Source organism: Ferrimonas balearica, from assembly GCF_019802055.1.
Classification (GTDB): Bacteria; Pseudomonadota; Gammaproteobacteria; order Enterobacterales; family Shewanellaceae; genus Ferrimonas; species Ferrimonas balearica_A.
Genome location: NZ_JAHVHW010000003.1, coordinates 117017 through 138287, shown reverse-complemented (window position 1 = coordinate 138287; position 21271 = coordinate 117017). Strand labels below are relative to the sequence as shown.

General features: G+C 59.8%; 15 protein-coding genes. 9 read left to right on the top strand and 6 right to left on the bottom strand.

Annotation, left to right across the window (positions count from 1 at the left end; translation table 11 throughout):
• The first annotated feature begins 1 nt into the window (after position 1).
• Positions 2-742: a 3-deoxy-manno-octulosonate cytidylyltransferase gene (kdsB, locus tag KUV52_RS00600; protein WP_222524000.1), complete on the top strand. Its 741-nt coding sequence runs from the start codon at positions 2-4 to the stop codon at positions 740-742.
• A gap of 133 nt (positions 743-875) precedes the next feature.
• Here the strand turns inward: kdsB and KUV52_RS00595 are convergent, their stop codons facing one another.
• The 6 genes from KUV52_RS00595 to KUV52_RS00570 form a co-directional block, all read right to left on the bottom strand.
• On the bottom strand, positions 876-1259 hold the full coding sequence (locus tag KUV52_RS00595; protein ID WP_222523999.1) for a hypothetical protein: 384 nt from the start codon (positions 1257-1259) through the stop codon (positions 876-878).
• Entirely contained in the window at positions 1256-2119 is an 864-nt protein-coding gene (locus tag KUV52_RS00590) for an MBL fold metallo-hydrolase (protein ID WP_222523998.1), read from the bottom strand. Before KUV52_RS00590 ends, KUV52_RS00595 begins: the two co-directional genes overlap by 4 nt.
• A gap of 120 nt (positions 2120-2239) precedes the next feature.
• Positions 2240-5284, bottom strand: coding sequence for an efflux RND transporter permease subunit (locus KUV52_RS00585; RefSeq protein ID WP_222523997.1), 3045 nt, complete (start codon positions 5282-5284; stop codon positions 2240-2242).
• On the bottom strand, positions 5277-8540 hold the full coding sequence (locus KUV52_RS00580) for an efflux RND transporter permease subunit (protein ID WP_222523996.1): 3264 nt from the start codon (positions 8538-8540) through the stop codon (positions 5277-5279). Before KUV52_RS00580 ends, KUV52_RS00585 begins: the two co-directional genes overlap by 8 nt.
• Positions 8541-8550: 10 nt before the next feature.
• Positions 8551-9627 (bottom strand): efflux RND transporter periplasmic adaptor subunit, encoded by a 1077-nt coding sequence (locus KUV52_RS00575; RefSeq protein ID WP_222523995.1) that lies wholly within the window; start codon positions 9625-9627, stop codon positions 8551-8553.
• Positions 9628-9854: 227 nt separating this feature from the next.
• The gene (locus KUV52_RS00570) at positions 9855-11141 is read right to left on the bottom strand and encodes a citrate synthase (protein WP_222523994.1); all 1287 of its coding nucleotides are present in this window, start codon (positions 11139-11141) and stop codon (positions 9855-9857) included.
• 433 nt (positions 11142-11574) lie between these two features.
• Between KUV52_RS00570 and sdhC the strand changes: the two genes are divergently transcribed.
• The 8 genes from sdhC (at position 11575) to sucD (ending at position 21067) form a co-directional block, all read left to right on the top strand.
• Positions 11575-11952, top strand: a complete 378-nt coding sequence (gene sdhC / locus KUV52_RS00565) for a succinate dehydrogenase cytochrome b556 subunit (protein ID WP_222523993.1) — start codon at positions 11575-11577, stop codon at positions 11950-11952.
• On the top strand, positions 11946-12293 hold the full coding sequence (sdhD, locus tag KUV52_RS00560; RefSeq protein WP_222523992.1) for a succinate dehydrogenase, hydrophobic membrane anchor protein: 348 nt from the start codon (positions 11946-11948) through the stop codon (positions 12291-12293). Before sdhC ends, sdhD begins: the two co-directional genes overlap by 7 nt.
• Positions 12294-14054, top strand: a complete 1761-nt coding sequence (gene sdhA, locus KUV52_RS00555; RefSeq protein WP_222523991.1) for a succinate dehydrogenase flavoprotein subunit — start codon at positions 12294-12296, stop codon at positions 14052-14054. It begins immediately after the preceding gene.
• A 13-nt stretch (positions 14055-14067) separates the two neighbouring features.
• A complete protein-coding gene (locus tag KUV52_RS00550) occupies positions 14068-14775 on the top strand; it encodes a succinate dehydrogenase iron-sulfur subunit (RefSeq protein ID WP_222523990.1) in 708 nt (235 codons plus the stop codon).
• A 137-nt stretch (positions 14776-14912) separates the two neighbouring features.
• Positions 14913-17720, top strand: coding sequence for a 2-oxoglutarate dehydrogenase E1 component (gene sucA / locus KUV52_RS00545; RefSeq protein ID WP_222523989.1), 2808 nt, complete (start codon positions 14913-14915; stop codon positions 17718-17720).
• A 24-nt stretch (positions 17721-17744) separates the two neighbouring features.
• Positions 17745-18938, top strand: a complete 1194-nt coding sequence (gene odhB / locus KUV52_RS00540; protein WP_222523988.1) for a 2-oxoglutarate dehydrogenase complex dihydrolipoyllysine-residue succinyltransferase — start codon at positions 17745-17747, stop codon at positions 18936-18938.
• Between the two features lie 90 nt (positions 18939-19028).
• Positions 19029-20195, top strand: a complete 1167-nt coding sequence (gene sucC, locus KUV52_RS00535; RefSeq protein ID WP_222523987.1) for an ADP-forming succinate--CoA ligase subunit beta — start codon at positions 19029-19031, stop codon at positions 20193-20195.
• Complete coding sequence (gene sucD, locus KUV52_RS00530) at positions 20195-21067, top strand: succinate--CoA ligase subunit alpha (protein WP_222523986.1); 873 nt, start codon at positions 20195-20197, stop codon at positions 21065-21067. The genes sucC and sucD overlap by 1 nt, the downstream gene beginning before the upstream one ends.
• Positions 21068-21271 lie beyond the last annotated feature (204 nt).

Sequence of the window (21271 nt, the reverse complement as noted above, 5' to 3'; positions counted from 1 at the left end):
CATGAGCTTTATTGTGGTGATCCCCGCGCGTTATGCGTCTACCCGTTTACCGGGTAAGCCTCTGGTGGAGATCGCTGGCAAGCCGATGATTCAGCACGTGGTGGCGAAGGCTCAGGCTTCGGGTGCCGATCGTGTGGTCGTGGCAACCGATGATGCCCGGGTCGAAGCGGCACTGGCAGGCGTTTGCGAAGTGGTGATGACTTCTCCGGATCACCAGAGCGGCACCGAGCGTTTGGCGGAAGTGGTCGACACCCTTTCGCTGGCGGACGACACCATCGTGGTGAATGTGCAGGGGGATGAACCCCTGATCCCCGAAGCCAATATCCGTCAGCTGGCGGAAAACCTGGCCCGGGGCACCGCCTCCATGGCGACCCTTTCGGTGGCGATTGAGGATGCGGAGGAGATGCACAACCCTAACGCCGTTAAGGTGGTGAGTGATCAGCATGGCCATGCGCTCTACTTCAGTCGTGCCGCCATCCCCTGGGATCGGGACGCCTTTGCCGCTGGACTGGATGTGAGTCCGGGGGCACAGCGCCATGTCGGGATCTACGCCTACCGCGCCGGGTTTATCCGTCGTTACGTGGCGTGGCCGGTCAGTCCGCTGGAGACCATCGAATCGCTGGAGCAGCTTCGGGTGCTCTATCAGGGTGAGAAGATCCACGTGGCGCTGGCGGTGGAGCCGCCGCCGGCCGGTGTGGACACACCGGAGGATCTGGAACGGGTCCGCGCTCTGTTGGCCTGAACGGGTTGATGGAAAAGAAAACGCCGCGCAGTTGCGCGGCGTTTTTTGTGGGGTTTGGTCGTTGCTGAGCGCCTCTTATGCTGACGACTTCAGTAAGGGGGAACGGGGCCGTCAGAGAACGCCTGGCGGCCCACTAGTGGTAGTCCGGCCACAGCTCCTCCTGTGCGGCGAGGATCCGATTGTTCAGTGCTTCAGAAGGGGGCTCACCATTCAGCAGGACCTGTGTCACCACAAACTGCAGACCCAGGACAAATATCCCGATAACCAGCCCGCGCCAATAACTGGTGTCCAGCAGCAGTGAGAAAGCGAAGCCGCTTAAAACCACGGAGGCCAGCCAGGCCAGCTCAATGTCCTCAACGTAGCGCATCGCCAGATCCTGCAGCGCCAGTGCCGCCACCACTGCTGCCAGCGCGCCCCACCAACTGGGATTACCGACCCGCAGGATGCGACAACCCAGGTAAACCGGGATCAGCGCCAGCACCACCGCAGCGCCGAGAAACAGAATTAACGCCATCATGGTTGGCTCTCCATCTCCTGCCATAGGGTGTCTATCCAGCGCGACTCCCCGATAAATTGCCACGACCAGTCTTTATAGGCTTCAGGTACGCCCGCCTGATGCCAGGCTTCTTTGGGTTGGCCTTTCATCGACTCGGCCCAGGCCAGGGAGTCCTCAAGCATGGTGAGAAAACGGGTCAGGTCGGTACGGTTAGCGAGTCCGCCGTGGCCGGGGATGACCCGGGTGTTGTCATCGGTCCAACTGAGCGCCTCTCTGACGCGCTCAGCGTATCCGCGGACGGTGCCACCGTGGGCCAGGTCGACATAGGGGAAGCGATCCTTGAAGAACAGGTCACCCATATGAAGCACATTGCTGTCTTCAAACCAGACCAGTGAGTCGCCATCGGTATGGCCCGCACCCAGGTGAATAACGCGGATGTTCTGATTGTTGAAACGGAAGGCGATGCCATCCTGATAGGTCACCACTGGCCAGTGAGCTTCGGAAACCGTGTCGTCCGCCTGCAGATGTTTGAGCACATTGTGATGGGCAAACACCGTTCCCTGCTGGGCGAAATGGGCATTGCCCCCGGTGTGATCGCCGTGATGATGGGTATTGATGATGAAACGGACCGGGCCAGGTTGGATCTGTGCCAGGGCGGTTTCGATCTTCTCCGCCAGAGGGGCGAACTGGTCGTCGATGATCAGCAGGCCATCCGGGCCACTGCTGACACCAATGTTGCCGCCAGCGCCGCTGAGCATATGGATGCCCTGAGCCAAGGGCTCAGTGGTGATTTGGACCTTGGCAAAGCGGTCCTCCTCTGCGGGGCCAGCGTAAACTGACAGTGCCCAGAGGGACAGCGCGATTGGGCCAATACGAGTCATTCCGTTCACTCCTTGTTAACACGCTTCCTGAACTAGAGTTTACCCCGTTGTAAAGCCCGCAAAAAGCAGTAGATAGCAAACGGGCCTGATATCTTCAGACCCGTTTGACTCATTTGCTTGTTACAGCCAACTGGGCAGAACCCGAGCACGAAGTGCAATCACGTTGCCCACTCCGGTGGCAACACGGTGGCGCAGGCGGCACAGCATCAGGTAGAGGTAGGGGACCAGGAACAGGCTGGTGAGCGTCGAAAAGGCGAGGCCACCGATGATGGCCAGGGCCATCGGCGTGTAACTGGGACCACCGCCCGCCAACCGGGTGTCGTTGAGCGCCAGGGGCAGCAAGCCAAGGATGGTGGTGGCGACGGTCATCAGTACCGGACGCAGACGGGTGACGGCGGCGTCGATAATGGCGTCCCGCATCCGTTGCAGATCCGGCTCCCGTTGGTTGATCTGGTCCACCAGCACGATGCCGTTATTCACCACCACGCCCATCAACACCAGTATCCCGATCATCGCCATGATGCTCATTGAGGTACCGGTGATCAGGAAGGTCCAGAACACGCCGGTGATGGAGAACAGAATCGAGCTGATCACCGCAGTAGGCAGCAGCAGCGACTCAAACAGTGCTGCCATTACGATGTAGATCATCGCCACCGCCAACAGCATGTTGGTCAGCATCAGCATCTGGCTTTCATCCTGATACTGGAAGCTGCCGCCAAAGCTGTAGCTGTACCCCTCCGGCAGCGCGATGGTGTCCATCAGGGCGGTGATCTCCTCCCGCAACTCGTTCATGTCCCGGTCATCCACATTGCCGCCAATGGCCAGCGCCGTCTGACGGCCTTCGTGGCGGATCTCCTCCAGTCGCGGTTGCTCGGTCAGGGTGGCGACCTGGCCAAGCGTGACCACCTTGCCGTCGTGCCGGGTAAGGGGCAGGGCCTGCAACTGATCGCGGGACTGACGCCACTTGGGGTCCCACTGCAGGCGGATCTGCACCTCGCCGTTGGGGTCATGGCGGTAGGAGCGCATGGTCTGGCCCCGCAGAGCGGTGGAGAGGGTCTGGGCGGCCTGCTGAACCGTCATGCCGATGCGGGCCAGGTCCTCCTGGTCAAACCGGACCACCAGCTCACGCTGGCCACCCTCCAGTTCGCTCCGTACGTCGCTCAGCCCCTCGATGCGTGCCAGCATCGGCGTGATCTGCTCGGCCAGCTCCACCAATGTGGAGGTGGCACGGCCACGCAGGTAGACCCGCATGCCCCGGTCATCGCCGCCTTGCCAGCCAAACTCCGGCTTGGCGAACGCGTATTTGGGAAACCCTTCGCGAACCTGTTCCATCAGCTCCGCTTTGGGGATCGGCAGAGGCGATTTGAGCAGCAGGGTGGTCTGCAGGTTATCGGTGGAGAAGTAGCTATAGACCGACTCGATGTGGAACCGCTCCTGGTTGGCGTAAAGGTACTCCTCCATCTGGTTGATCATGCCCTCGGTCACCTGCAGGCTGTGTCGGCCCTCAAGGTGGTAGTTGATGAACAAGCGCTCGTCGTTGCCCTCGTCATCGTCGGCCATATTCACCTGAGACAGGGGCAGGGCGGTACTGGCCAGCAGCAGAACAGCGATAAGGCCACTGCTCTTGGGGTGGTCCAGGATCCAGGCCAACGCCCGCTTGTAACGGGGGGCCTTGGCCACATGGGCCTCCTGACCAAACCGGCCAAAGCGGTACAGCAGCAGGGGCAACAGGGTACGGGAGATCACCAGGCTGGCGGTCAGGGAGAGACAGATGGCGATCGCCACGTGCTCCAGAAACACCGTCAGCTGCACCTTGACCCCAAAGATATTGGGCAGGAACACGATGGCGGTGGTGAGGGTACCGGCCATCACTGCCAGCGCGACGTTGTCCACGCCTTTCGAAACGGCGGCAAAGCGGTCTTTCGGGTCCTGTTGAAGCACGCTCTCACTGACCACTACGGCGTTATCGATCAACATGCCCACCGCCAGCAACAGTCCCATCATGGAGAGGATGTTGAGGGTGTAGCCCATCAGGTACATCACGCCGAGCGTGATTGCGACGGAGAGGGGCACGGACACTACGATGATCAGTGTGGTCAGCGGATTGCGCAGGAACAGGAACAGCACCAGGAAGGAGAGGCCAGCCCCCATCAGCCCCGCGCTGGCGAGATCGCTGAGGGAGGATTTTACCCCGGCGGCCTGGTCGTCCATGACAAACAGCTCAATGCCATCAAACTGGGGATTATCCCGGGTTTCCTCGACCACTTTCAGCACCCGGTCTGCGACGGCCACCAGGTTCGCCCCGGACTCTTTGAACACATCCAGGCCGACCGCGTACTCCCGGTCCAGGTGACGACCATCCACCATCTCCGGGCGTTGATAGTGCACATCGGCAATCTCGCCCAGCTTAACGCCATTGCGAACCACCAGTTCACGAATGGCGTCGAGGCTTTGGTACTCCCCTTTGGGCGACACCTGCCACAGGGCGGAACCGGTACGCAGATCGCCCGCACTCATCACGAAGTTCTGGGCGCGCAGCTGGGTTTCCAGCCAGATGGGGTCGATACCGGAAGCGAGCAGCCGCTCTGCGTCCAGGCGGATCTGGATCTCCTGAGGTTGCACTCCATAGAGGGTGACTTTGGAGACACCGGAGAGCCGTTCAATCGGGCGCTTCAACTGTTTGTCCAGCAGATCCCAGGCACCGGACAGATCCCGCGCGGAGGAGAGACGAAGGGTGAGAATCGGCATGTCCGCCGTGGAGAACTGCCACAGCAACACTCGCTCCACGTCGCTCGGCAGCAGATGGCGGACGGAGTCCACCCGCTCCCGCACCTCAACGACCTTGCTGGAGATGGGCTCGTCCCAGTTAAAGTCCATACGGATCCAGGCTTCATTTTGACTGGAACCGGAACGCATCCGCTTTACCCCGGACAGGGTGGCCAGAGATTCCTCCAGTACCGAAGTGATCTCCCTCTCCACCTCTTCCGGGGAGCCGCCCTGATAGGGCACCTGAACCGTGATCTGGGGGATCTCCAGCCCCGGCCACATCTCCAGTGGCAGCAGGCGGGTGGCGACCATACCGAGCAGCAGCAGGGCAAAGAAGGCCATCGATACGGTGACGGGGCGCTTCAGCGCCCACTGAGTCACGCTGGTGGGCTTAACCATGGCTTACCTCCGGGCTGGATACAGGACGTTGAGCCCGGTCAAACAGGGCGTAGAGCACCGGCAGTACCACCAGAGTCAGCAAGGTAGAGACGCCCAAACCGAAGATGACGGTGATCGCCATCGGCGCACGCAGTTCGGCACCTTCACCCAGTCCCAGCAGCATCGGCAGCAAACCCAGAGTGGTGGTGAGGGTGGTCATCAGGATGGGGCGCAGACGGCTGGAGGCGGCTTGCTGGATGGCGTCGATCCGACCCACCCCCTGAGCACGTAACTGATTGATGCGGTCGACCAGCACGATGGCGTTGTTCACCACGATGCCGCACAGCATGATGAGGCCGATAAACACCAGTACGGACAGCGCGGTGCCAGTAAGCCACAGGCCCAATACTGAACCGGCCAACGCCATCGGCACTGCGGCCAGAATCAACAGCGGGTGCAGCAGAGATTCGAACTGGCTGGCCATCACGATGTAAACCAGGAATACCGCCAGGGCCAAAGCGATCTTAAGGGAGCGGCTGGACTGCTCCATCTCCTCATTCTGACCACCAAATTCCGCGCGGATCCCACTGCCCAACGCCAGACCGTCCAGCAGGCTCTGAGCGTGCGCCACGCCTTCACTCAGCGTGCCTTCGGTCAGACCGGCGCTGACGATGGCAACCCGCTGCTGAGCGATGCGATTGATGGCTGCCGGACCGATGCTCTGCTCAATGGTAGCCACCGCATCCAGCGGCACAGGATGACGGGCACCAGGATTGACGATCAGCGCCCGGATATCTTCGATCTGGTCACGGGTCTCCTCGTCGGCGCGCAAGCGGATATCGATCTTGCGGTCCGCCAGGGTGTAGCGGGATGCCACGGTACCGCCCACCAGTGTGGCCAGTCGTGCCGCCACATCCGGTGCCGTCAGCCCCAGCGCCGCCAGACGGGCATGGTCGAAGTGGATAGCCAACTCCGGCTGCCCATCCCGCAGGCTATTGGTCACGTCGGTAAAACGGGAGTCCGCCGCCAGTGTCTTCGCCAACTCAGTGCTGGCAATCTTGAGTTGGTCGAGGTCGTAACCGGACAACTCAATCGCCAGCGGCTGTTTGAAGGTCATCAGTTGCGGTTGTTTCAGCTCCGCTTCCAGGTCGGGGATGCGTGAGGCGGTCTGACGCAGCTTGGCTTTGATGGCGTCCTGCGCGGTAGGGTCTGACAACACCACCTGCAGCCGTCCCCAGTTCTCGCCACTGCGGCTTGAGGCGGAGGAGAGCAGGGCAGCACTGCCCGCCTGGGAGTAGGCATGTTCCACCCCCGGCTCAGAAAGAATCGATTGTGCCAATCGGTTCAGTACCTCATCAGTGCGGCGCACATCGGTACCCGGAGGCAGCTGCACCTCAAGATAGAACTCACCCTGGTTCATGGGTGGGATCAGTTCCATCCCCAGTCTGGGCAGCAGAAGGGCGGCGGTGCCGGTCAGGGAGAGGGCCAGCGCCAAAGTCAGCAGGCGATGACGCAGCGCCAGGGTCAGCAGCGCAGGATAGAAACGCTCAAGGGCTTGGTAAAGCTTCTGGAAACCCCAGGCCAGGGGGGCAAAGCCCCACCCCGCCAGGCGTTTGATCAAGCGCCCGATAACCAGTCCAACGGTCAGCAGCAGGGCGGGAACGTGACGGAACAGCAGCGCAAACGGGAAGGAGAACACCGTCGTGGCATAGTGGCGGGTGCGACCCCACAGGCCCTTGGGGACCTCCCGAGGTGGGCGCGGCGCACCCTCAGGCCACTGAAATCCCCGACGGCCAGCCAACATCGGAATGGCCGTCAGGGCAACAAATAAGGAGGCCACCAGGGCAAAGGCAACGGTGAGGGCTTGGTCGCCAAACAGCGCCCCGGCCACCCCCTCGACAAACAGGAGAGGAACAAAGACGGCAAGGGTGGTGAGGGTCGATGCGGTGATCGCTCCTGCCACCTCGGAAGTGCCGAGACGGGCGGCTTCTGCCCGGGTGTTTTCGTCGTCTGGCTGAGACTCCTCAGCAGAGCGTTTGCGGTGACGGTCGATGTTCTCCAGCACCACGATGGCGTTGTCCACCAGCAAACCAACGGCCAGGGCGATACCGCCCAGGGACATCAGGTTGAGGCTGATGCCCGCGAAGTACATCAGGTTAAAGGTGGCCACCACGGAGATGGGGATCGAGAGCGAGATGATCAGGGTAGGGCGGATGTCACGCAGGAACAGGTAGATTACCAGCATCGCCAGCACCGCACCGATAAGCGCCGCAGAGGTGACCTCGTCAATGGCGCCCTGGATAAAGCGGGATTGGTCGTAGAGAACGGTGATATCACGGGCATCGCTGCGCTGGGCCAGCTGCTCCAGCTTGGCGTGAACCGCCCGGGCCACCTGAACTGCATTGGCGTCCCCCTCTTTATAGAGCGCGATCTCCACCGCATCCTGTCCGTCCACGCGTGAGATGTCGGTACGCTCGGCAAAGCTGTCCCGAACCTGGGCAACGTCCTTGAGCCGAACCTGACGGCCCGCCTCGTGATACACAATCACGTTGGCCAGAGCATCCACGCTGTCAAACTGGTTCAGGGTGCGAACCAGCAACTCCTGGCTGCCCTGGGTTAGTTTGCCTGCGGAGAGGTTGATGTTCTCTGCGCTGATGCGCTGCACCAATTGATCGGGCGTCAGGTTGAGCTGGGCAAGCTTGTCCTGGTCCACCAGGATCTGCACTTCGCGCACCAGTCCCCCGGCGGGACGTACAGAGGCGACACCCGGTACCGCTTCAAGCTGGCGTTTCAACTCGTCGTCAGCCCAACTGCGCAGCGCAATCAGAGTGGTTTCGTCGTTGGCATCGGTTTTCACCCCCAGGCGCATGATGGGGTCCAGGTTGGGGTTGAACCTCAGGATCAGTGGCTTCTCGATATCCAGCGGCAGCAGGATGGCATCCAGCTTTTCCCGGGTATCCAGCGCCGCCAGGTCCATATCGGTACCCCACTCAAACTCCAGCTGGATGTCAGAGAGTCCGGCTCGGGAGGTGGAGCTTAACCGGCGCAGCCCTTTGACGATGCCAACGGCCTCCTCAATCGGCTTGGACACCAGTTGTTCTACTTCACTCGGCGCGGCACCCGGATAGAGAGTGCGAACCGTCAGTGTGGGGTAGTTCATCTCCGGCAGCAGAGTGACCGCCAGTCGGGAGAAGCCCACCATGCCAAACAGCAGCAGGGTAAGGATCCCCATCCAAACGGTGATGGGGCGTTTAATGGCAGTTCGGATCAGCGTCATGGCAGGGTCCTCAGCGCTGGGCTGCCAGTTGGAGCGAAGGGATCACTTCCACCTGGGCCTCATCCTTGAGTTGGTGCTGACCACGAATCACCACCTGTTCACCCGCTTCCAGACCCTTGAGGATTTCGACCCGCTCGCCATCCTCATAGCCCACTTCCACCATGCGGCTTTGAGCCTGTCCCTCGTGGATAACAAATACGGCCTGGCCAAGGTCCTGGCGTACCAACGCCATGCGCGGAACCACCAGGGTGTTGTGGTGAGTATCAAAACGCACCCGGGCGCGGCTCAACATGCCCGCTTTCAGAGTGCCTGCGCGGTTATCCAGAGTCAGGGTAATTTTAAAGGTACCGGTTTCCGGATCGACCACCGGGGCGATGCGAAGCACCTGGGCCAACTGAGGCTCGGACAGCCCCTCCACGGTCAGCTCCGCTTCCTGGCCGATGCGGATGCGGGACAGTTCGCGCTCCGGCAGATGCAGGATCCCATGCAGCGTTTCCTGCTGCACAATGTGAAACAGCGCCTCATGCTCCGCGGCCATTTTGCCGCGTTTTACGTAGCGCTTCGCAACCACACCGTCGATGGGAGAGGAGACTTTGCTGTAGGTCAGTTGCAGGGCGGCGATGTCACGGTCGGCCAGCGCAGCCTGGCGACGGTACTCCAGTTTCGCCAGGGTTTCCTGGCTCACCAACTGCTGGTTGGCGATGGCGTGAAGGCGCTCCAGCTCCTGGTCGATGACATCCAGCTCGGCCTGGGCTTTATTCAGGGCCAGCCGGTAACGCTTGGGATCGATGGTGGCCAGCGGCTCACCGGCTTTGACCAGTTGCCCCTCTTCGACATGAAGAGACTCGATAATGCCGCTGACCCGGGCCACCACCTGCGCCTCTTCCGGCGCTTCCAACAGAGCGGTCGTGCGGTAGTAGGCGGACACGTTATCCACGCTGACTTGCTGGGTTTCGACGGGAACCCGAGGTGTGGTCTCCTCCTCCTTGGTCTCAGTAGCGGCACTTTCAGGGGATTGAGGTGCGGACTGGCTGCAACCAGTCAGGGCCAGCAATAAGACCAGAGCGGGAGCGATGTAGTGAGACATGGTGACTTTCCCTAATTATTCCACGGACTCCTTTGCTATAGCGAAGCGCGTGCCAATTTATTAAAACAAACAAAAACAATGACTTAAATTCTGTCGGTGGAATAGGGTTAGTCAGTTTGCTCAACTGTTAATGAAATGATCAAAAGAGTGGCGAGTGCAGCAAATACGGAGCAGAAAACCCACAAAAAAAGCCAGCCCGAAGGCTGGCTTTTCTGTTACTGCATCCGTTAGCGCTGGTTGCCCGGGACGTAGTCGCGCTGAGGCGCGCCGGTGTACAGCTGACGGGGACGACCGATCTTGTGGCCCGGCTGGCTCAACATCTCCTGCCAGTGGGATACCCAGCCTACGGTACGGGACAGGGCAAAGATTACGGTGAACATGGAGGTCGGGATGCCGATGGCCTTCATGATGATGCCGGAGTAGAAGTCCACGTTCGGGTACAGCTTCTTGTCGATGAAGTACTCGTCGGACAGCGCGATACGCTCCAGCTCCATCGCCACGTCCAGCAGCGGATCCTGGATGTTGAGTTCCGCCAGAACCTCGTGGCAGGTTTCGCGCATTACGGTAGCGCGGGGGTCGAAGTTCTTGTAAACGCGGTGGCCGAAGCCCATCAGACGGAACGGGTCGTTCTTGTCCTTGGCCTTGGCGATGAACTCAGGGATGCGGTCTACGCTGCCGATCTCTTCCAGCATGTTGAGACAGGCTTCGTTGGCGCCACCGTGGGCCGGACCCCAGAGGGAGGCAACGCCAGCAGAGATACAGGCGAACGGGTTGGCACCGGAGGAACCGGCCAGACGCACGGTAGAGGTGGAAGCGTTCTGCTCGTGGTCCGCATGCAGGATAAAGATGCGGTCCATGGCGCGCTCAATCACCGGGTTCACCACGTACTCTTCACAGGGTACGGAGAACATCATGTTCAGGAAGTTACCGGCGAAGGAGAGGTCGTTACGCGGATAGATGAAGGGCTGGCCCAGGTTGTACTTGTAGGCCATCGCCGCCAGGGTCGGCATCTTGGAGATGAGACGGATGGCGGCCACTTCACGGTGGCGCTCGTCGTTCACGTCGAGTGAATCGTGGTAGAAGGCGGACAGCGCGCCGACAACACCACAGAGAATGGCCATCGGGTGAGCGTCACGACGGAAGCCACGGTAGAACTGGGCCAGTTGCTCGTGAACCATGGTGTGATTGGTCACCACGGATTTGAACTTTTGCATCTCATCTGCGGTGGGCAGTTCGCCCTTCAGGAGCAGATAGCAGACTTCGAGGTAGCTGGACTGGGTAGCCAGCTGGTCAATCGGGTAGCCGCGGTGCAGCAGAATCCCTTTTGCACCGTCGATGAAGGTGATTTCAGACTCACAGGAAGCGGTGGCCATAAAGCCAGGATCAAAGGTGAAATAACCGCTTTTGCCCAGGGTGCTGATGTCGACGACGTCGTTACCTGCAGTACCGGACTTAATGGGCAGCTCGACGGGTTCCTGTCCTGGGACCTGAAGCTTGGCGATGTTGTCTGCCATGCTGGTTCTCCTTACTTCTTTATAGTTATCTGTTTCGTCACAGTGGCGCCATTCTAAGTGACGGGAATCACAAAAGGCAATTCGCAAACCGGGGAACAGGTCGCCTTTTGTCTCGAAGTTAGTTCGAAAAAACGCCCACCTATGTGCAACAGACGGTCATGGATGTAAATCTCAGAAATCCAAAAAGTGTGATGTTTGTATTTGCAGGGGGGGCTCTGTATACTGCCCACGAACCTCCCCCGGGAGCCCGGTAATGCTGGGTTTTAGCGGTGATTTTCTAGACAGTCAATCAGACAAAAGTGGAGTCTGCCTCTTCACGGGTCGGTGGTTTAGTGGTGGCCTAAAACGCTGTTTTTTACCAGGGACAGGATTTGTAGGCCGGCTACTGGAGATAATGATAACTATTGCTCAATGGAGCTGAGTGAGCAGAACTGTGAATAAGCAAAGACCTGTCTACTTGGATCTGCAACAGATCCAGTTCCCCGCGACGGCCATTGCGTCGATCCTGCATCGCGTCAGCGGTGTCATCCTGTTTGTCTCTATTGCGGTATTGCTGTGGCTGCTGGCCACCTCTCTGGGATCCGCCCAAGGGTTTGCATCCGTATCGGAAATCATGAACAGCCCAATCGCTAAATTCGTTGTTTGGGGGATCCTGACCGCGCTGGCCTACCACTTCTGTGGTGGCATTCGTCACCTGTTGATGGACCTTGGCCACTTTGAAGGTTCTATGGAGAGTGGCAACAACTCCGCCCGCGCCGCGATGGCAATCACTGTCGTTCTGTCTGTAATTGCGGGGATCTGGTTATGGTAAAAAATGCCGCGACTCTGGGACGCAGTGGCGTCCACGACTTTGTCCTGTTGCGCGCCAGTGCACTGATTCTGGCCAGCTACGTCCTGTTTTTGGTCGGCTTCCTGGCCTTCACTCCCGAACTGACCTATGCCGCCTGGCACGGCCTGTTCTCCGGCACTGCCATGAAGGTGTACACCCTGGTGAGCCTGGTGGCTCTGCTGGTACACGGCTGGATTGGCCTGTGGCAAGTTCTGACCGACTACATCAAGCCGGTTGGCCTGCGCGCCTTCCTTCAGTTTGCGGTCAACGTGGTTCTGCTGGCTTACCTGTTTGCCGGCGTAGTGATCCTGTGGGGTGTGTAAGTGAATATTCCAACAAAAGAATTTGATGCCATTGTGATTGGCGCCGGTGGTGCCGGTATGCGCGCCGCCCTTCAGATCTCCAAGGAAGGCAAGAGCTGTGCTCTGCTGTCCAAAGTGTTCCCGACCCGTTCCCACACCGTGTCTGCCCAGGGTGGTATCACCGTGGCGCTGGGCAATGCCCACGACGACAACTGGGAATGGCACATGTACGACACCGTTAAGGGCTCCGATTACATCGGTGACCAGGACGCCATTGAGTACATGTGTAAGACCGGCCCGGAAGCCATCATCGAGATGGAGAACATGGGTCTGCCTTTCTCCCGTTTTGAAAACGGTAAGGTGTACCAGCGTCCGTTCGGTGGCCAGTCCAAGAACTTCGGCGGTGAGCAGGCGGCCCGTACCGCGGCTGCGGCTGACCGTACCGGCCACGCCCTGCTGCACTGCCTGTACCAGCAGAACGTGAAAAACAAAACCGAGGTGTACTCCGAGTGGTACGCCCTGGATCTGGTGAAGAACCAGGATGGTGCCGTGGTGGGTTGTACTGCCATCGACATCGAGACCGGCGAGATCGTGTACTTCAAAGCCAAGGCCACCGTGCTGGCTACCGGCGGTGCCGGTCGCATCTACGCCTCCACCACCAACGCCCACATCAACACCGGTGACGGTGTCGGTATGGCCCTGCGTGCCGGTGTTCCGGTGCAGGACATGGAGATGTGGCAGTTCCACCCCACCGGTATCGCCGGTGCCGGTGTACTGGTAACCGAAGGTTGCCGTGGTGAAGGTGGCTACCTGCTGAACAAAGATGGCGAGCGCTTTATGGAGCGTTACGCCCCCAACGCGAAAGACCTGGCCGGTCGTGACGTGGTGGCTCGCGCCATCATGACCGAAATCCGCGAAGGCCGTGGCTGCGATGGCCCGTGGGGTCCTCACGCCAAGCTGAAGCTGGACCACCTGGGTCAGGAAGTTCTGGAATCCCGTCTGCCGGGCATCTGTGAACTGTCCCGCACCTTCGCGCACGTTGATCCGGTGAAAGAGCCGATCCCGGTTATCCCGACCTGTCACTACATGATGGGTGGTATCCCGACCAACGTGAACGGTCAGGTTCTGGGTGCCGACGAGCAGCCGGTACAGGGTCTGCTGGCCGTGGGCGAAATCGCCTGTGTGTCCGTGCACGGCGCCAACCGTCTGGGCGGCAACTCGCTGCTGGATCTGGTGGTATTCGGCCGCGCTGCCGGTATGCACCTTGGCGAGACTCTGGACGCCCAGGGTGAAGCCCGCGACGCCTCTGAGTCCGACATCGACGCTGCCATGGCCCGTTACAACCGCTGGGAATCCAGCAAGAACGGCAACGGCGAAGACCCGGTTCAGATCCGTAAAGACCTGCAGCAGTGCATGCAGCTGAACTTCTCCGTATTCCGTCAGGGCGAAGCGATGGCTCAGGGTCTGACCGAGCTGAAAGCGATTCAGGAGCGCCTGAAGGAAGCCAAGCTGAGCGACACCTCCAAGGCGTTCAACACCCAGCGCATCGAGTGTCTGGAACTGGACAACCTGATGGAGACTGCGATCGCCACCGCGATGGCCGCCAACTTCCGTACCGAGAGCCGTGGCGCCCACTCCCGTGAAGACTTTGTTGAGCGGGATGACGAGAACTGGCTGTGCCACAGCCTGTACAACCCGCTGACCGGCGAAATGACCAAGCGCGACGTGAACATGTCACCGAATCTGCGCGAAGCATTCCCGCCGAAGAAGCGTACCTACTAAGGAGAGACAGAGAATGAAATTGGAAGTGTCTGTCTACCGTTATAACCCGGAGTCTGATGCCCGGCCCAAGATGCAGGATTACAGCCTGGATCTGCCGGAAGGCTCCGACATGATGGTGCTGGATGTCTTGCTGCTGCTGAAGGAGCAGGACCCGACTCTGTCTTTCCGTCGCTCCTGTCGTGAAGGCGTGTGTGGCTCAGACGGCATCAACATGAATGGCAAGAACGGTCTGGCTTGCATCACCCCTATCTCCACCTTCAAGGGCAAGAAGCTGGCCATCCGCCCGCTGCCCGGCATGCCGGTGGTTCGGGACCTGGTGGTTGACCTGACCCAGTTCTACAAGCAGTACGAGAAGGTGAAGCCTTACCTGATCAACGACGGCAAGACTCCGGCGCGGGAAAACCTGCAGTCTCCGGAGGAGCGCGCCAAGCTGGATGGTCTGTACGAGTGCATCCTGTGTGCTTGCTGCTCCACCGCCTGTCCGTCGTTCTGGTGGAACCCGGATAAGTTCGTTGGGCCGAGCGGTCTGCTGCACGCTTACCGCTTCCTGATCGACAGTCGTGATACCGCAACCGACGAGCGTTTGGCCGATTTGGACGATGCGTTTAGTGTTTTCCGTTGCCACGGTATTATGAACTGCGTCAATGTCTGTCCCAAGGGACTGAACCCCACGAAGGCGATTGGCCACATTAAGTCCATGCTGCTGAACCGCGCCGTCTGATAATGACTGCATATTTCAAGCTTATGGATTGAAAAAAGGCCACGCCTTCGACCAACGAAGGTCGTGGCTTTTTTGTATAGTGCTCAGCGAATTAAAACGATAATCATCTGAGCCGGTATTACCCCAAAGGAAAAGAGATGCAACAGGGTTCCCTCAAGGCTTGGCAGGATTCATCCCACTTCGCTGGGGCGAATGCGGCCTATATCGAAGAGTTGTACGAGGCCTATCTGGATGACCCCAGTGCCGTATCGGCAGAGTGGCAGGCGATTTTCGCCGAGCTGCCTACCAACGGCACCGGGACCGACGTGGGCCATTCCCGTATCCGCGATTACTTCCGTGCGACCGCACTGGACAGCAATCGCTCCAAAACCACCACCGTTGACCCGGAAGTGACTGAGAAGCAGGTCCGTGTCCTGCAGCTCATTAACGCTTACCGCTTCCGTGGCCACCAGAACGCCAGCCTGGACCCTCTCGGCCTGTGGCAGCGTGAGCCGGTGGCAGAGCTGGATCCGACCCATCATGGTCTGACCGAGGACGACATGGGCCGGGAGTTCAATACCGGTTCTTACGCCCTGGGCAGCGGCACCATGAAGCTGGGCGAACTGCTCAAATCCCTCAAAAACACCTACTGCGGCCCCATTGGTGCCGAGTACATGCACATTACCTCCACCGAAGAGAAGCGCTGGTTGCAGCAGCGTCTTGAGCCGGTGCTGGGGCAGGGCAGCTACGACGCCGAAGCCAAGAAGCGCATTCTGGCTGGCCTGAACGCCGCTGAAGGTCTGGAGAAGTACCTGGGTGCCAAGTTCCCCGGCGCCAAGCGTTTCTCTCTGGAGGGTGGCGACGCGCTGATCCCGATGATGCGCGAAATCATCTACCGCGCCGGCGACCAAGGCGCCAAAGAGGTTGTGGTCGGCATGGCGCACCGCGGCCGTCTGAACATGCTGGTCAACATCCTGGGTAAGAAGCCCGGTGACCTGTTCGACGAGTTCGCAGGTAAGCATGACGAAGCCCTTGGCAGTGGTGACGTGAAGTACCACCAGGGTTTCAGCTCCGACTTCGCCACCCCCGGCGGCAACGTCCACCTGGCGCTGGCGTTTAACCCCTCTCACCTGGAGATCGTCTCCCCGGTGGTGATGGGTTCCGTCCGTGCCCGTATGGACCGTCGCAACTGCGAAACCGGCAAGCTGGTGATGCCCATCACCATCCACGGTGATTCCGCCATTACCGGCCAGGGCATCGTGCAGGAAACCTTCAACATGTCCCAGACCCGGGGCTTCAAGGTGGGCGGCGCCATTCGACTGGTGATCAACAACCAGGTCGGCTTTACCACCTCCAACCCGGAAGACACCCGTTCCACCGAGTACTGCACCGACATCGCCAAGATGGTCCAGGCGCCGGTACTCCACGTCAACGCTGACGACCCGGAAGCGGTGGCCTTTGTGGCTCAGTTGGCGGTGGACTTCCGCTACGAATTTGGCCGCGATGTGGTGATCGACCTGATCTGCTACCGCCGCCATGGTCACAACGAAGCGGATGAGCCGAATGCGACTCAGCCGCTGATGTACCAGAAGATCAAAAAGCACCCGACTCCGCGCAAGATCTACGCCGATCGCCTGATTGAGCAGGGCGTGATGAGCCCGGAAGAGGTGACTGAACAGATCAACACCTACCGCGAGCAACTGGATCAGGGTGAGTGCGTGGTGCCGGAATGGCGCACCATGACCGAACATTCCGTCGACTGGACCCCGTACCTGGGTCACGACTGGGATGTGGCCTGGGACAGCAAGGTGCCGCTGGATAAGCTGAAAGGGATGGCGAGCACCCTGTGCGAAGTGCCGGACTCTCACAAGCTGCAGTCCCGTGTTGCCAAGATCTACAAAGATCGTGAAGCGATGGCCACCGGCGAGAAACTGCTGGACTGGGGTATGGCCGAAACACTGGCTTACGCCACCCTGCTGGAAGGCGGCTACCGTGTGCGTCTGACCGGTCAGGATTCCGGTCGTGGCACCTTCTTCCACCGTCACGCGGTTCTGCACAATCAGGACAACGCCACCACCTACATGCCGCTGCGTCACCTGAGTGACGAGCAGGCGCCCATCGAAATCTTCGACTCTGTGCTGTCCGAAGCTGCGGTGCTGGCCTTTGAGTATGGCTACGCCACCGCTGAGCCTTCCGGCCTGACCATGTGGGAAGCCCAGTTTGGTGACTTCGCCAACGGCGCCCAGGTGGTGATTGACCAGTTCCTCTCCTCCGGTGAACAGAAGTGGGGCCGTCAGTGTGGCCTGACCTTGCTGCTGCCTCACGGCTACGAAGGTCAGGGACCGGAGCACTCCTCCGCCCGTCTGGAACGCTTCCTGCAACTCTGTGCTGACCACAACATGCAGGTGGTTGTGCCCTCCACCCCGGCTCAGGTGTACCACATGCTGCGCCGTCAGGTGGTGCGTCCGATGCGCCGTCCGCTGGTGGTCATGAGCCCGAAATCCCTGCTGCGTCACCCGATGGCCGTAAGCAGTCTGGAAGAGCTGGCCGATGGTGACTTCCAGAACGTGATTGGTGAGGTCGACGAGCAGGATCCGGCCAAAGTGGATCGCGTGGTGTTCTGCTCCGGCAAGGTCTACTTCGAACTGCTGGAGAAGCGCCGCCGTGAAGAGCTGGACAATGTTGCTCTGGTTCGTATCGAGCAGTTGTACCCCTTCCCGCACGCCGAAATGGCCAAAGTGCTGGAAGCGTACCAGCACGTTAAAGAGTTCGTCTGGTGTCAGGAAGAGCCTCAAAACCAAGGGGCCTGGTACTGCAGCCAGCACCATTTCTGGCAGGCGATTCCTGCCGGTGCCAACCTGACCTACGCCGGTCGTGAGGCTTCTGCCGCGCCCGCCGTCGGTTACGTTTCCGTGCACAACAAACAGCAACAAGCGCTGGTCAATGCCGCGCTGGGTCTCAATTGAGTAGATAACAAGGATTAAAGATCAATGAGCATCGAAATTAAGGTTCCCGTACTCCCTGAGTCCGTCGCCGATGCCACCATTGCCACCTGGCACGTTCAGCCCGGTGAAGCGGTAAGCCGTGACCAGAACCTGGTAGACATTGAAACCGATAAAGTGGTTCTTGAGGTGGTCGCTCCGGAAGATGGCCAGCTGGCAGAGATTCTGCACGGTGAAGGCGATACCGTTCTGGCTGAGCAGGTGATTGCGCGCTTTGTTGCTGGTGCCAAGGCCGGTCAGGAAGTGAGCAAGGCCGAAGCGGAAGCCGCTCCGGTTGCTGAAGTGGCGGAAGAGGCGGGCAACGACGCCCTGAGCCCCTCCGTTCGTCGCCTGGTTGCCGAGCACAATGTGGACGTGTCCAAAGTGTCCGGCAGCGGTGTTGGCGGTCGCATCACCAAAGAGGATGTGGAAGCCTTTATCAAAGGTCAGGGCGCCCCGGCTGCGGCTCCGGCTGCTGCCGCTCCGGCCCCGGCACTGGGTGACCGCTCCGAGAAGCGCGTACCGATGACCCGTCTGCGCAAGCGCATTGCCGAGCGTCTGCTGGAAGCCAAGAACTCCACCGCCATGCTGACCACCTTCAACGAGGTCAACATGGGTCCCATCATGGCTCTGCGCAAGCAGTACAAGGACATCTTTGAAGAGCGCCACGGCATCCGCCTGGGCTTCATGTCCTTCTACGTTAAGGCCGTAGTGGAAGCGCTGAAGCGCTACCCCGAGGTGAACGCTTCCATCGACGGTGATGACATCGTTTACCACAACTACTTCGACGTCAGCATCGCCGTATCCACCCCGCGTGGCCTGGTGACCCCGGTACTGCGTGACGCGGACAAGCTGTCCGTTGCCGAGATTGAAAAGGGCATCAAGGAGCTGGCGGTGAAAGGCCAGCAGGGCAAGCTGACCGTAGATGAGCTGACCGGTGGTAACTTCACCATCACCAACGGTGGTGTGTTCGGTTCTCTGATGTCCACCCCGATCATCAACCCGCCGCAGAGCGCCATCCTGGGCATGCACGCCATCAAGGATCGTCCGATGGCTGTAAACGGCGAAGTCGTGATTCAACCGATGATGTACCTGGCCCTGTCCTACGATCACCGCATCGTAGACGGCCGCGAGTCTGTAGGCTTCCTGGTGACCATTAAGGAACTGCTGGAAGATCCGACTCGTCTGCTGCTGGACATCTAAGGTTTTTGCCGGGGAGGCCACGCCTCCCCGTTTATCAAGTCCCCAGCCTACGGGCTATGGAAATCATAAGAAGTAATACGGATAAATAGTATGAATCTGCATGAATATCAGGCTAAGCAGATCTTCGCCGAGTACGGCCTGCCCGTCTCCGAAGGTTACGCTTGCGACACTCCCCAGGAAGCGGCTGAAGCGGCAAGCAAAATTGGCGGCGATAAGTGGGTAGTGAAGTGTCAGGTACACGCCGGTGGCCGTGGTAAAGCGGGCGGTGTGAAACTGGCTTCCAGCAAGGAAGAGATCCGCGAATTCGCTCAGCACTGGCTGGGCAAGAACCTGGTGACCTATCAGACTGACGCCAACGGTCAGCCGGTTGCCAAAATCCTGGTGGAATCCTGCACCGACATCGCCAAAGAACTGTACCTGGGCGCGGTAGTAGACCGTGGCACTCAGCGCGTTGTTTTCATGGCCTCCACCGAAGGCGGTGTTGAGATCGAGAAAGTGGCCGAGGAAACGCCTGAGCTGATCCACAAAGCCGCCATCGATCCGCTGGTAGGCCCGCAGCCTTACCAGGGCCGTGAACTGGCCTTCAAACTGGGCCTGGAAGGCGACCAGATCAAGCAGTTCACCAAGATCTTTATGGGTCTGGGCCAGATGTTCCTGGACCTGGACTTCGCTCTGCTGGAGATCAACCCGCTGGTGATCACCGACCAGGGCAACCTGCACTGCCTGGATGGCAAGATCAACATCGATTCCAACGCCCTGTACCGTCAGCCCAAGGTTCGTCAGATGCACGATCCGTCCCAGGAAGACGAGCGTGAAGCGCACGCTGCTCAGTGGGAACTGAACTACGTGGCACTGGATGGCAACATCGGCTGCATGGTAAACGGCGCCGGTCTGGCAATGGGCACCATGGACATCGTGAACCTGCACGGTGGCAGCCCGGCCAACTTCCTGGATGTGGGTGGCGGCGCCACCAAAGAGCGCGTAACCGAAGCGTTCAAGATCATCCTGTCCGACAGCAACGTGAAAGCGGTACTGGTGAACATCTTCGGCGGCATCGTTCGCTGTGACCTCATCGCTGACGGCATCATCGGTGCCGTGGAAGAGGTGGGTGTGAAAGTCCCCGTGGTGGTACGTCTGGAAGGCAACAATGCCGAACTGGGTGCCCAGAAGCTGGCCGAATCCGGCCTGAACATCATCGCAGCGAACAGCCTGACCGACGCTGCCCAGCAAGTAGTAAAAGCCGCGGAGGCCCAGTAATGAGCGTTCTGATTAACAAAGACACCAAGGTGATCTGCCAGGGCTTTACTGGCGGCCAGGGTACCTTCCACTCCGAGCAGGCCATCGCTTATGGCACTCAGATGGTGGGTGGTGTTTCTCCGGGCAAAGGTGGTTCCACTCACCTGGGTCTGCCGGTGTTCAACACCGTACGTGAAGCCGTTGAAGCCACTGGCGCTACCGCTTCCGTAATCTACGTACCGGCTCCCTTCTGTAAGGATGCCATCCTGGAAGCGATCGACGCCGGCATCGAGCTGATCGTCACCATCACCGAAGGGATCCCGACTCTGGACATGCTGGACGTTAAGGTCAAGCTGGACCAGGCTGGCGTTCGCATGATCGGCCCCAACTGCCCCGGTGTTATCACTCCGGGTGAGAGCAAGATCGGCATCATGCCCGGTCACATCCACCAGCCGGGCAAAGTGGGCATCGTTTCCCGCTCCGGCACCCTGACCTACGAAGCGGTTAAGCAGACCACTGACGAAGGTTTCGGCCAGTCCACCTGTGTGGGCATCGGTGGCGACCCGATCCCGGGTTCCAACTTCATCGACATCCTGGAGATGTTCGAGAAGGACCCGCAGACCGAAGCGATCGTGATGATCGGTGAGATCGGCGGTACTGCTGAAGAGGAAGCCGCGGCCTACATCAAGCAGAACGTAACCAAGCCGGTTGTGTCCTACATCGCCGGTGTGACTGCGCCTCCGGGCAAGCGTATGGGCCACGCTGGCGCCATCATTGCCGGTGGTAAAGGCACCGCCGCTGAGAAGTTCGCCGCGCTGGAAGACGCTGGCGTGAAAACCGTGCGCTCCCTGGCCGACATCGGCAAGGCGCTGCGCGAAGTCACTGGTTGGTAAGCCATTGATTAAAAGAGGCCCACCCCGACGGTGGGCCTTTTTATGACAAGGAGAAAGTCATGCATCGACGCGATTACCTGATGGTAGTGGGCATTGTCTTGTTCGGCATGGTTACCCTGACCGTCTGACATCCCATACCGCGCCTTCGGCAGCGATCACATCGCCATTCCTATACCCAATAACGCCGTGGGTGCGTCGAGCTTT

Excerpts from the sequence above, each read along its gene's own strand:
- KUV52_RS00585 (WP_222523997.1), bottom strand. The coding sequence starts at position 5,284 with ATGGTTAAGCCCACCAGCGTGACTCAGTGGGCGCTGAAGCGCCCCGTC.
- sdhD (WP_222523992.1), top strand. The coding sequence starts at position 11,946 with ATGGTAAAAAATGCCGCGACTCTGGGACGCAGTGGCGTCCACGACTTT.
- KUV52_RS00595 (WP_222523999.1), bottom strand. The coding sequence starts at position 1,259 with ATGATGGCGTTAATTCTGTTTCTCGGCGCTGCGGTGGTGCTGGCGCTG.
- odhB (WP_222523988.1), top strand. The coding sequence starts at position 17,745 with ATGAGCATCGAAATTAAGGTTCCCGTACTCCCTGAGTCCGTCGCCGAT.
- KUV52_RS00580 (WP_222523996.1), bottom strand. The coding sequence starts at position 8,540 with ATGACGCTGATCCGAACTGCCATTAAACGCCCCATCACCGTTTGGATG.
- KUV52_RS00590 (WP_222523998.1), bottom strand. The coding sequence starts at position 2,119 with ATGACTCGTATTGGCCCAATCGCGCTGTCCCTCTGGGCACTGTCAGTT.
- sucC (WP_222523987.1), top strand. The coding sequence starts at position 19,029 with ATGAATCTGCATGAATATCAGGCTAAGCAGATCTTCGCCGAGTACGGC.
- kdsB (WP_222524000.1), top strand. The coding sequence starts at position 2 with ATGAGCTTTATTGTGGTGATCCCCGCGCGTTATGCGTCTACCCGTTTA.
- sucD (WP_222523986.1), top strand. The coding sequence starts at position 20,195 with ATGAGCGTTCTGATTAACAAAGACACCAAGGTGATCTGCCAGGGCTTT.
- sucA (WP_222523989.1), top strand. The coding sequence starts at position 14,913 with ATGCAACAGGGTTCCCTCAAGGCTTGGCAGGATTCATCCCACTTCGCT.
- KUV52_RS00570 (WP_222523994.1), bottom strand. The coding sequence starts at position 11,141 with ATGGCAGACAACATCGCCAAGCTTCAGGTCCCAGGACAGGAACCCGTC.
- KUV52_RS00550 (WP_222523990.1), top strand. The coding sequence starts at position 14,068 with ATGAAATTGGAAGTGTCTGTCTACCGTTATAACCCGGAGTCTGATGCC.
- KUV52_RS00575 (WP_222523995.1), bottom strand. The coding sequence starts at position 9,627 with ATGTCTCACTACATCGCTCCCGCTCTGGTCTTATTGCTGGCCCTGACT.